Origin of the sequence: Roseovarius sp., from assembly GCF_040219995.1 — a bacterium.
Classification (GTDB): domain Bacteria; phylum Pseudomonadota; class Alphaproteobacteria; order Rhodobacterales; family Rhodobacteraceae; genus Roseovarius.
The window spans coordinates 129526-140450 of record NZ_JAVJUC010000022.1 but is presented as its reverse complement, the minus strand read 5'-3'; the positions used below and the strand labels follow the sequence as shown (position 1 = coordinate 140450).

14 protein-coding genes are annotated in these 10925 nt (G+C 65.2%); 10 read left to right on the top strand and 4 right to left on the bottom strand.

Translation table 11 applies throughout. From position 1 onward, the window contains the following. Positions 1-238 precede the first annotated feature (238 nt). The 5 genes from ispH (at position 239) to RID11_RS11710 (ending at position 3759) form a co-directional block, all read left to right on the top strand. Complete coding sequence (gene ispH / locus RID11_RS11730; RefSeq protein WP_350139229.1) at positions 239-1189, top strand: 4-hydroxy-3-methylbut-2-enyl diphosphate reductase; 951 nt, start codon at positions 239-241, stop codon at positions 1187-1189. Positions 1190-1596: 407 nt separating this feature from the next. Then, entirely contained in the window at positions 1597-2052 is a 456-nt protein-coding gene (locus tag RID11_RS11725) for a DUF3429 domain-containing protein (RefSeq protein ID WP_350139226.1), read from the top strand. Between the two features lie 9 nt (positions 2053-2061). Then, positions 2062-2679, top strand: coding sequence for a glutathione S-transferase family protein (locus RID11_RS11720; protein ID WP_350139224.1), 618 nt, complete (start codon positions 2062-2064; stop codon positions 2677-2679). After that, the gene (rnhA, locus tag RID11_RS11715; RefSeq protein WP_350139221.1) at positions 2672-3139 is read left to right on the top strand and encodes a ribonuclease HI; all 468 of its coding nucleotides are present in this window, start codon (positions 2672-2674) and stop codon (positions 3137-3139) included. Before RID11_RS11720 ends, rnhA begins: the two co-directional genes overlap by 8 nt. After that, the gene (locus RID11_RS11710) at positions 3136-3759 is read left to right on the top strand and encodes a trimeric intracellular cation channel family protein (RefSeq protein WP_350139219.1); all 624 of its coding nucleotides are present in this window, start codon (positions 3136-3138) and stop codon (positions 3757-3759) included. Before rnhA ends, RID11_RS11710 begins: the two co-directional genes overlap by 4 nt. A gap of 36 nt (positions 3760-3795) precedes the next feature. Here the strand turns inward: RID11_RS11710 and RID11_RS11705 are convergent, their stop codons facing one another. Further along, complete coding sequence (locus RID11_RS11705) at positions 3796-5169, bottom strand: L-serine ammonia-lyase (protein ID WP_350139217.1); 1374 nt, start codon at positions 5167-5169, stop codon at positions 3796-3798. 232 nt (positions 5170-5401) lie between these two features. On the opposite strand from RID11_RS11705, the gene RID11_RS11700 reads away from it, so the two are divergent. Next, positions 5402-6415, top strand: a complete 1014-nt coding sequence (locus RID11_RS11700) for a Hint domain-containing protein (protein ID WP_350139215.1) — start codon at positions 5402-5404, stop codon at positions 6413-6415. A 5-nt stretch (positions 6416-6420) separates the two neighbouring features. Here the strand turns inward: RID11_RS11700 and RID11_RS11695 are convergent, their stop codons facing one another. From RID11_RS11695 to RID11_RS11685, 3 genes are read right to left on the bottom strand one after another with little or no spacing between them, the layout of a single operon-like run. Continuing rightward, positions 6421-7119: a glutathione S-transferase family protein gene (locus RID11_RS11695; protein WP_350139212.1), complete on the bottom strand. Its 699-nt coding sequence runs from the start codon at positions 7117-7119 to the stop codon at positions 6421-6423. Positions 7120-7171: 52 nt separating this feature from the next. Further along, complete coding sequence (locus tag RID11_RS11690) at positions 7172-7486, bottom strand: DUF1244 domain-containing protein (protein ID WP_350139209.1); 315 nt, start codon at positions 7484-7486, stop codon at positions 7172-7174. 59 nt (positions 7487-7545) lie between these two features. Further along, a complete protein-coding gene (locus RID11_RS11685; protein WP_350139239.1) occupies positions 7546-8286 on the bottom strand; it encodes an N-formylglutamate amidohydrolase in 741 nt (246 codons plus the stop codon). A gap of 128 nt (positions 8287-8414) precedes the next feature. Between RID11_RS11685 and pyk the strand changes: the two genes are divergently transcribed. The 4 genes from pyk (at position 8415) to rplT (ending at position 10843) form a co-directional block, all read left to right on the top strand. Further along, complete coding sequence (gene pyk, locus RID11_RS11680; protein ID WP_350139206.1) at positions 8415-9860, top strand: pyruvate kinase; 1446 nt, start codon at positions 8415-8417, stop codon at positions 9858-9860. A gap of 40 nt (positions 9861-9900) precedes the next feature. Continuing rightward, entirely contained in the window at positions 9901-10122 is a 222-nt protein-coding gene (locus RID11_RS11675) for a hypothetical protein (RefSeq protein ID WP_350139203.1), read from the top strand. A gap of 134 nt (positions 10123-10256) precedes the next feature. Further along, positions 10257-10457: a 50S ribosomal protein L35 gene (gene rpmI, locus RID11_RS11670; protein ID WP_297770031.1), complete on the top strand. Its 201-nt coding sequence runs from the start codon at positions 10257-10259 to the stop codon at positions 10455-10457. 20 nt (positions 10458-10477) lie between these two features. Further along, entirely contained in the window at positions 10478-10843 is a 366-nt protein-coding gene (gene rplT / locus RID11_RS11665; RefSeq protein ID WP_050661658.1) for a 50S ribosomal protein L20, read from the top strand. Positions 10844-10925 lie beyond the last annotated feature (82 nt).

Genomic DNA, 10925 nt, shown 5'->3' with positions numbered 1-10925 from the left:
GGTGTGGTGGGTATTTTATCCCGTAAAAATCGGTATAACCCCAACACGTGGCGCCCCATATAAAATCGCCAGGCCGGGGGACGGCCGGGCGATCGCGCGCCACCTTCGGTGCGTTTCGCGCGGGATGTGGCAACGGCAGATCAAGGCCAAAACCGTTGAACCCGGCGGCGAATTCGCCCCGCCTCCCTTTACGCCGCGCGCCGCCTGCCTTACCTCTGGTCCAAGCAGGAGACGCGCCATGACCAAGCCCCCCCTCACCCTCTACCTTGCCGCACCTCGCGGGTTTTGCGCCGGTGTGGACCGCGCGATCAAGATCGTCGAGATGGCACTGGCGAAATACGGTGCTCCGGTCTATGTGCGCCACGAGATTGTGCACAACAAATACGTGGTCGATGATCTGCGCGCCAAGGGCGCGGTGTTCGTCGAAGAGTTGGACGACTGCCCCGACGACCGCCCGGTGATCTTTTCCGCCCATGGCGTGCCCAAATCCGTCCCCGCCGAGGCATCCGCCCGGCAGATGCTCTTTGTCGATGCCACATGCCCGCTGGTGAGCAAGGTGCATATCGAGGCCGAACGCCACCATGAGAACGGGCTGCAGATCGTGATGATCGGCCATGCGGGCCACCCGGAGACGGTGGGCACCATGGGGCAGTTGCCGCCGGGCGAGGTGCTGTTGGTCGAGACACCCGGTGATGTGGCCACGCTCGAGGTGCGCGACGCGGCGAAACTCGCCTTCGTCACCCAGACCACCCTCTCGGTCGATGACACCGCCGACATCGTCGCCGCCCTCACCGCGCGCTTTCCCGCCATCGTCGGCCCTCACAAGGAAGACATCTGCTACGCCACCACAAACCGCCAAGAGGCCGTCAAGGCGATGGCGCAAAAGGCCGAAGCGATGCTGGTCGTGGGCGCACCCAATTCGTCAAATTCGCGCCGTCTGGTCGAGGTCGGTGCGCGTGCCGGATGCGCTTATGCGCAGCTGGTGCAGCGCGCGACCGATATCGACTGGCGGGCATTGGACGGCATCACCTCCATCGGCATCACCGCCGGGGCCTCCGCCCCCGAAGTGCTGGTCAATGAGGTCATCGACGCCTTCCGCGCGCGCTATGAGGTAACCGTCGATCAGATCGAGACCGCACAGGAAAACGTCGAATTCAAGGTGCCAAGGGTGCTGCGCGAGACGGCGTAAAATCGCTGGTGGGTGCGACGTGTCGCATCACGCCCCGAGGATCGCCTTGGCCAAGACAGTGTGTTGCGGCCTTGGAGCATAGTGGCCTTTAGCGGACGTAGAATGACCGCCAGAAGTACCGCGCGGTCGCAGGGCCGGGGACTGGCGATGCAACGGTCGTGGCGAGCACTTTATCCAGCCAAGTCATTGTAACCTCGACACGTTGAGCAACCCCTCAAATCGCCAGGCCGCGGGACGGCCCGGCGATCGCGCGGCACCTTCGGTGCGTTTCGCGCGGGATGCGGCAACGGCAGTTCCAGACCAATCCTCACCGCAATACCCGGCAGAACCATCTCGCTTGACAAACACCACACCAAACGCCCCATCCGCCCTTGCCAACCCGGCCCCACCGCGCCAATTTGCGGCCCATGTTCCAGACCATCCCACGCGCCCCGCTGATCCTTGGCCTTGCCGGTCTCATCCCCTTTATCTGGGGGGCGTTGACCGTGCTTTTCCCCGATCTCGGCCTGTGGACGGCACAGACACTCGGGCCGCGCTTTGCCGGGCCCTACGTCATGATCTTTTACGGCGCTGTGATCCTGTCGTTCATGTCCGGCGTGCTCTGGGGCTTTGCCGCCAAGGCCGAGGGCACGCTCGCCACCACCGGCTACGCGCTCTCGGTGATCCCCGCGCTCTGGGCGTTCTTCATGACCGGCGGCGGGCCGGTCTCGGCGGGGATGAACCTGATCTTCGGCTTTGCCGGGCTGTTGCTGCTGGACATGCAATTCGCCCGCTGGGGTCTTGCGCCCGCATGGTGGATGCCGCTACGGCTCTTGCTCAGCGCCGTGGTGATCGCGTGTCTCGCGGTCGGCGTCTTTCTCTAAGGGCCAAGCATGACCGATCTGACGCTCTATTCGATGCCCTCCTCGGGCAACAGCTACAAGGTGCGGCTCTTGCTGGCGCTCGAGGGGCGGGCCTATACCCATGTGCCGATCGAGACCAACACCCCCGAACTGGCCGAGGCCAAGGCGGCGGGGCATCTGCCCTTGGGCAAGCTGCCCGCACTGCATCTGCCCTGCGGCACGATCCTGACGGAATCGAACGCGATCCTGTGGTATCTCGGCGCGGGCACCGGATGGGTGCCCGAGGACACGCTGGAACAGGCGCAGATGCTCGCCTGGATGTTCTTCGAGCAGAACCGCCACGAGCCGGTCGTCGCCGTGCGCGCCTCGCTTGCCACCTATCCGCATCTCGCGCATGAGGCCACGCCCGAGCGCATGGCGGCGCTGCTCAACGAGGGCCATGCGCTGCTTGGGCTGATGGAGGAGGCTCTTGACGGGCAGGACTGGTTCTGCGGCCCCTCGCCCACGCTCGCCGATATCGCGCTCTACGCCTATACCCATACGGCGGGCACGCGCGGCGGGTTCGACATGGGCCGATTTCCGCGCCTCACCGCATGGTGCGCCCGCATGGCGGCGCTGCCGGGTTACGTTGGGCTGGCGGATGGCTGATCTCTTTGCCTATACCGACGGCGCCTGTTCCGGCAATCCCGGCCCGGGCGGCTGGGGCGTGCTGATGCGCGCGGTGGCAGGCGACGCGATCGTCAAGGAACGCGAGCTTTCCGGCGGCGAGGCCGACACCACCAACAACCGGATGGAGCTTCTGGCGGCGATCCATGCGCTTGAGGCGCTGTCAAAGCCGTCGGCCATCACCATCGTCACCGACAGCGCCTATGTGAAGAACGGAATCACCGGCTGGATGCACGGCTGGAAACGCAACGGTTGGAAAACCGCCGCGAAAAAGCCGGTCAAGAATGTCGAGCTGTGGCAGCGTCTGGATGAGGCGCAAAAACGCCACAACGTGACCTGGGAATGGGTCAAGGGCCATGCGGGCCACCCCGAGAACGAACGCGCCGACGAATTGGCCCGCGCGGGCATGGCCCCGTTCAAGCCCGGCAAATCCGGGGCATGAGCGCGCTCATCCTGCTCGATTACGCCTCGGTGCTGATCTTCGCCCTGACCGGCGCGCTCGTCGCCTCGCGGCAGCAACTCGATATCGTCGGCTTTGCCTTTCTCGCCTGTCTGACGGCGGTGGGTGGCGGGACGCTGCGCGACGTGCTGCTGGATCGCAACCCGGTGTTCTGGATGGGCAATGCAAACTATATCCTGATCGCCTGCGCCGCCGCCCTTCTGGTCTTTGTCACCGCGCATCTGGTCGAGAGCCGCTATCGCTGGCTCCTCTGGCTCGACAGTTTCGCGCTCGCCGTCGCCGTGCCCGCGGGCGTCAGCGCCGCCATGGCGATGAGCCAGACCCCGGTGATCGTGGTGCTGATGGGCATGGTCACCGGCTGCATGGGCGGGCTGATGCGCGACGTGGTGGTGGGTGAGGTGCCGCTGGTCCTGAAACAGGGCGAGCTTTACGTCTCTGCGGCCTTCGCGGGCGCGCTCGGCGCTGTGGGTGCCGCTCGTGTCACCGACGACCTGCTGCTGATCCTCGGTATCTGCGCCGTCTTCACATGGGCCCTGCGTGCAGGCTCGCTCGCCTTCGGCTGGCGTCTGCCGGTCTACCGCGCTCGTCCACCAAGGGTGTGAGCACCGGCAGGGCGCAGCCGCAGCTTCACCCCACGCTCAGCAGTTCGGGATGTTCACCGCAAGCCCGCCCAGCGAGGTTTCCTTGTACTTCTCGCTCATGTCCGCGCCGGTCTGGCGCATCGTCTCGATACAGGCGTCGAGCGGCACGAGGTGTGTGCCATCACCGCGCAGGGCCAATGACGCCGCCGAGACGGCCTTGATCGCGCCCAGCCCGTTGCGCTCGATGCAGGGCACCTGCACGAGGCCGCGCACCGGATCGCAGGTCATCCCGAGGTGATGCTCGAGCGCGATCTCGGCCGCGTTCTCGATCTGTGCGGGCGTGCCGCCCAGCACAGCGCAGAGCCCCGCCGCCCCCATGGATGAGGCAGAGCCAACCTCGGCCTGACAGCCCGCCTCGGCCCCCGAGATCGACGCGTTGAACTTCACCAAACCGCCGATCGCCGCCGCGGTCAGCAGAAATTCCTCAATCTGGGCCTCATGCGCGCCCGGCACATGCTCCAGCCAGTACTTGATCACCGCAGGCACCACGCCCGCAGCCCCGTTGGTGGGCGCGGTCACCACCTGCCCGCCGGCGGCGTTCTCCTCGTTGACGGCCATGGCATAGGCGCTCATCCAGTCGTTGATCTTGTGCGGCGCGCTCAGGTTGGTGCCGCGCTCGGCGATCAGCGCGTCGCGGATGCCCTTGGCACGGCGCTTGACCCCCAGACCGCCGGGCAGGGTGCCCTCGGCGCTCAGCCCGCGCTCGATGCAGTCGTCCATCACCTGCCAGATCCGCGCCACGCCCGAGCGCAGGTTCTCCGGCCCGCCGCGTGCCACCTCGTTGGCGCGCTTCATCGCGGCGATGCTCTTGCCCGAGCGTTCGGCCATCTCCAGCATCTCGACCGCGGATTTGAACGGATAGGGCACCGGATCCCCCTCGTCGGTATCCTTGCCCGCCGCCAGTTCGCCCTCGGTCATCACAAAGCCGCCGCCGATGGAATAATAGGTCTCTTGCAGGATCACGTCGCCCTGCGCGTCGGTGGCCATCAGGATCATGCCATTGGCATGGCCCGGCAGATTGGGGCCGAAATCGAAGATCAGGTCATCCTTGGGGTGGAAAGCCAGCTCCGGCAGGCCCGGCGGCGTCACGGTATGGGTCTCGCGGATCTGCTCGAGCGTGACCTCGGCGGCCTCGGCGTCATAGGTGTCGGGGCGAAAACCCGCGAGCCCGAGGATCGTCGCCCGATCGCTCGCGTGCCCCACGCCCGTAAAGGCGAGACTGCCATGCAGCGAGCCCTTGAGCCCCGCATAGTGGAACGGCTCGGCGCGCATCCGGTCGAGAAACCGCGCGGCGGCCACCATCGGCCCCATCGTGTGCGACGAGGACGGCCCGATGCCGACCTTGAACATATCGAATACGGAGAGAAACATGCGATCCTTCCTTTTGGTCTGCGTCGGGACCTTGCTGCGCCTCTATGTCGCGTCCCGCGCGGCGTGCCTCTCGCAAAAGCGACAAGGGCCGCAACGTCCACGCCAGTTTCGTCATGCTACGGCACCTGCCGGATGATTGTAACCACCCGCGCCTGTTCCAAAGGATAGCAGCGGTAAAATGGGTGTGTTTCCGGCCGTTCGCAACATCAGGACTGCAAGGAGTTAGCAACGCATGACGATCTATACATTCGCAGGGTTCGCGCGCGGTGATCTCACGATTTCGGGGCCCGATCCATTCAGCAGCAACGCCTCGCGCAATGATTCGAGCTTTGGAAATACGACCTTTACCCTCAATCGTGGCGCGGACTGGACAGATTTCAATCTCAGCGACGATGAAACCAACCTGCATGATGGCGACAGCAGCCAGGATCTTGAGAGCGCAGTGGTGTTCAACGGGAATTACTATTCCGTCGGCACCGAGGTCGAAATCGAATACAGCTACGTCGTGCGCGCAGTCGGAACCGAAGACTACACCACCATCTATGCCCTGGAGCTGAATGGCGACGTGCAGGGATTTGTCTCGGAGGGCGGGCTTCGGCCCGGCGTCACCTACGAGATCGTGGCCGGTGGCGACGACGATCCGTCGGTGTCCTATGACCAGTTGGTGGTCTGCTTCACCCCCGGCACGGCAATCGCCACACCGCACGGGCCGCGCGCGGTCGAGACGCTGCGCGAGGGCGATCTGGTGGAGACGCTCGATAACGGTCCGCAGCCGGTGGCATGGGCCGGGCGGCAGGTGGCGCGGGGCCATGGGGCCAAGACACCGGTTCGCGTTGCGGCGGGGGTGTTGGGCAATCGGCGCGACCTGTTGCTGTCACAACAGCATCGCGTCTTGATCCCGCCACACCTGGCGGCGCTGGCGGGGTTGAGCGAGGATCACCTGATGCCGGTCAAGGCGCTGATCGGTCAGCCGGGTATCGCGCGGATGCCGCATCTTCGGGTGCACTACCACCACGTCCTCTTTGATCGTCATCAGGTGATCTGGGCCGATGGCGCGGCGGTCGAGAGCCTGTATCCCGGGCCGATGGCGATCCGGGCCCTGTGCCCGCAGGATCGCGCGCGGCTGCTGTCACTCTTTCCCGAACTGGCTGACGGTGCGGACTGGTCCCCGGCGCGCCGGTTGTTGCGTCCGGGGCAGTGGCAGCGTCTCTTGCGGCAGCGAGGGCGTGCCGCGCTGGCGGCCTGACCGGATCAGAGCGCCGCACCCTCGGGCGGATCGGCCGGCATAGGCGCGGAAAAGGGCGCAGGCCCCAACCCTTCGGCACGGGCAGCGGCCACCGCGCTGGCGCGGGTTTCCAACGCCTGCGCCATGGCCTGCAAAACCGGCCAGCGGCCTAGGTCGAACCAGCCGGTTTCCCCCGCCGGGTAGAGCGCGAGCCAGCGCAAGGCCGGGCCGAGGTAAAGCCCGATCACGGTAGGCGATGCACCGCTGAAAAGGTCGGGATGCGCCGTTGCCGCCGCCTCCAGCGTGTCGAGATGGCGGGCCGTTTCGGTCTGCATATGGGTGCGCAGCCGGGCCTGTGTGCCGGTATCCGCGCCTGCATATTGATCAGGGTAAAAGATCATCCGCATCGCCGGGTGTAGGGTGTTCGAGAGGAAAAACAGCCATTTGAGCAGCGTCCCGCGTGCCGAATCCTCCGGGGCAGGCGCAAGCGCGCCGTGCCGGTCGGCGAGCCACAGCAGGATCGCGCCGGTCTCGAACACCGCGCCATCCGGCGTTTCCAGCACCGGGATCAGCCCCGCCGGGTTGAGCGCCAGATAGGCGGGCGATTTCTGTGCCCGCGCGCGGCGATCGACCAGCACGGTCTCATAGGACACGCCCAGTTCCTCCAGCGCGAGGCGGATGATCAGCGAGGCATTGTCGGGTGCGTAATGCAGGCGGTAAGTCATGGCGCGACCCTAGCCGGGCCTGCGCCCGTTCCTTGCCGGAAAGCGACGCCGCTCAGCCCTTTTCGCCCACATTTTCTGCAAAGGCCGCCTCGAACGCGGCCTTCTTCTCGGCATCGGCATCGATCTGGTAGCGGGCCTTCCAGTCGTCATAGGGCATGCCGTAGAAAATCTCGCGGGCCTCGTCCTTGGTCATCTCGATGCCCTTGGCATGGGCGGCCTCCTGATACCAGCGGCTCAGGCAATTGCGGCAAAACCCTGCGAGGTTCATCAGGTCGATATTCTGCACATCGGTGCGCTTTTCCATCAGATGATCGCGCAGGGTGCGGAATGCGGCGGCTTCGAGTTCGATCCGGGTCTGGTCGTCCATGATGTCTCTCCTCTGTCTTCGCTCAAGATGTGACGCGCGCGGGCCGCATGCAAGCCCCGTCAGACGCCGACCTTGCCCGCCACCTCGGTCAGGATGGGCGCAAGGCGCGCGGCCCATGCCGCCTGTTGCGCGGGTGTCTCGATCAGGTCGTTGCGCAACTCGATCAGGACATTGGGCCGCTCATGGGCGATGGCATGGCGCGCGATGGCATCGCCGGGCAGGTGCCCGCCATAAGGCTCGTTATCGCCAACGCAAAGACCCGGCTCCTCGCGCAGGCGCGCCAGCAGCGGGCGGGCAAATCGCGTATCGGCGGCATAGAGCAGCCCGATATGCCAGGGCCGCGGCGGGCGGCCTCTGAACTGCGGGGTGAAGCTGTGGACCGAGACGATCACCGTGTCGTCACGCCGCGCCGCCAGTTCCGACAGCGCAGTGTGATAGGGCCGGTAAAGGCGGTTCAGACGGCGCTCGATCTCGGGCCCGTCAGCATGGCGGTTGGCCGGGACCACCGTGCCGTCATAGAGCTTCATCACCAATGTGGGGTCGTCCTCGCCCCGGTTCGGGTCGATCACCAGACGCGAGAAATTCGACAGGATCGCGGGGCCATCGAGCGCCTGCGCCAGCCCCCGCGCCACCCCCGCCGCACCCACGTCATAGGCGATGTGGCGCGCCATGTCCGCAGGTGCCACGCCGAGGCACCCGCCATTGACGAAGGGCGGCACCGTGTTGGCCGCGTGATCGCAGGTCACGAGCCAGCGTGCGCCCCGCGCGGCCCCGTCAATTTCATATGGCTGATACATCATCGTGTTGGTTTTTCCTGTCATCTTCCTCTAGGACAGTTGTGCGGCAATGTGAATTGCGCGATAAGGCGGAGGCAGTGAATGTTAGCGATAACACAAACGCCTGAACGACGAGAGACGAAGGAACACAGATGAGACGCCACCGCAATGTCAAGATCGTGGCCACGCTTGGCCCCGCCTCTTCGGATTACGACACGATCCGCGCCCTGCACGAGGCCGGAGCGGATGTCTTTCGCCTCAACATGAGCCATGGCGAACACGGCGAAATCGCCGAGCGTCACCGCATCATTCGCCAGATCGAAGAGGACCTGAACAGCCCGATCGCCATTCTGGCCGACCTTCAGGGGCCGAAACTGCGCGTCGGGACATTCGCGAACGGCGAGGAAGAATTGATCGAGGGCGCGGCATTCCGGCTCGATCTTGACGAGGCCGAGGGTGATGCAAGCCGCGTCTGCCTGCCCCATCCCGAGATTTTTGCGGCGCTGGAGCCGGGGGCTGACCTTCTGGTCAACGACGGCAAGATCCGCCTGCGCGTCACCGCCTGCGGCCCGGATTTCGCCGACTGCGAGGTCGTGATCGGCGGCACAATCTCGAACCGCAAGGGCGTGAATGTGCCTGACGTGGTGCTGCCGCTCGCAGCGCTGTCCGACAAGGACCGCGCCGATCTGGAGTTCGTCTGCGAATTGGGCGTGGACTGGCTGGCGCTCAGCTTTGTGCAGCGTCCCGAGGACGTGAACGAGGCCCGCACCCTGACCAGGGGACGTGCCGCGATCCTGTCGAAGATCGAGAAACCGGCAGCGGTGAAATGCTTTGACGATATTCTCGAGGTGAGCGACGGCATCATGGTGGCGCGCGGCGATCTGGGCGTGGAACTGCCGGTGCAGAACGTGCCGCCGATCCAGAAACGGCTGGTGCGCAAGTGCCGCGCCATGGCCAAGCCGGTGATCGTGGCGACACAGATGCTCGAATCGATGATCGAAAGCCCGATGCCGACCCGCGCCGAGGTCTCAGACGTGGCCACCGCGATCTACGAAGGCTCTGACGCGATCATGCTCTCGGCGGAATCGGCGGCCGGGGATTACCCGGTCGAGGCGGTGCAGACCATGGACAATGTCGCCCGCGAAGTCGAAAACGACCCGACCTATCGCGAGGTGATCGAGGCCAGCCGCCGCGCCGACCGGCAGACCGTGGCCGACGGCATCGTCGCCGCCGCGCGCGAAATTGCCGAAACGACCGACATCAAGGTGATCTGCTGTTACACCGAATCGGGCACCACGGCCCTGCTGACCGCGCGCGAACGGCCCAAGGTGCCGATCATCGGCCTGACCAGCCTGCGCGGCACCGCACGGCGTCTTGCGCTGACATGGGGCGTGCATCCGGTCATGACCGGCGAACTGACGCGCTTCAAGATGGCGGTGATCAATGCCGCCCGGGCCGCGCGCGCCGAAGGCTACGCCGAGGAAACCGATCAGATCGTCGTCACCGCGGGCGTGCCGTTCAACGTGCCGGGGACCACCAACATCCTGCGCGTGGCCCCCTGTCAGGAAAGTTTGATTTACGCCACCGATCCGGGGTAAGCTTGCTCAATTGACGTAAGCGATTTCTCTGAGGTGCGTAATGGATCCCGATCTTGCGATGGCTATCGGTATGGTTCTGGCCGTGTTCTCTCTTCCCGCGGTGCTCTCGGCGGTGTCTGACAAGCGCGCGCCGCGGGTGGCGATGCTCACGATTCTCGGGGCCGGAGGGCTGATCCTCTGGGCGCTCAGCAACAAGCCCGGCGGCTACAGCCTGTCGGAGTTGCCCAAGCTGCTGATCGAGGTGATCGCGCGCTATATCTGACGGTGCGGGAATTTCTCCGTCAGCCCCTTGCACAAATCAGGGTGTCCGCGTATACGGCGCGCTCTATCCGCAGGACCGGCCAGACGTGGCATGCCGAGTCGTGCGGCCCTACCGACCTAGAAAAGGAGCCGGAAATGCCCAAGATGAAGACAAAGTCGAGCTGCAAGAAGCGGTTCAAGGTGACGGCGACGGGCCGTGTTGTGGCCGCCCAGGCGGGCAAGAGCCACGGCATGATCAAGCGCACCAACAAATTCATCCGTAACGCGCGTGGGACCACCACGCTCAGCAAAGCCGACGAAGGTATCATCAAGCCGATGATGCCCTACGCACGCTAAGCCCCAGGAGGATTTGAAAGATGTCACGCGTCAAAGGTGGGGTTGTTACCCACGCCCGTCACAAGAAAGTCGTCAAGGCCGCCAAAGGTTACTATGGCCGCCGCAAGAACACCTTCAAGGTGGCCGCACAGGCCGTCGACAAGGCCAACCAATACGCCACGCGCGACCGCAAGAACCGCAAGCGCAATTTCCGCGCGCTGTGGATTCAGCGGATCAACGCCGCCGTGCGTGCCCATGATGAGGCGCTGACCTATTCGCGCTTCATCAACGGCCTGACCCTGGCCGGGGTCGAGGTGGACCGCAAGGTTCTGGCCGACCTCGCCGTGCACGAGCCCGCCGCATTCGGCGCGATCGTGGATCAGGCCAAGGGTGCCCTGGCCTCCTGAGCCGGTCGCGCATCGAGGGACAAGAAAAAAGACCGCCGTTCGGGGATACCCGGGCGGCGGTTTCATTTTGCACGCTAACGCA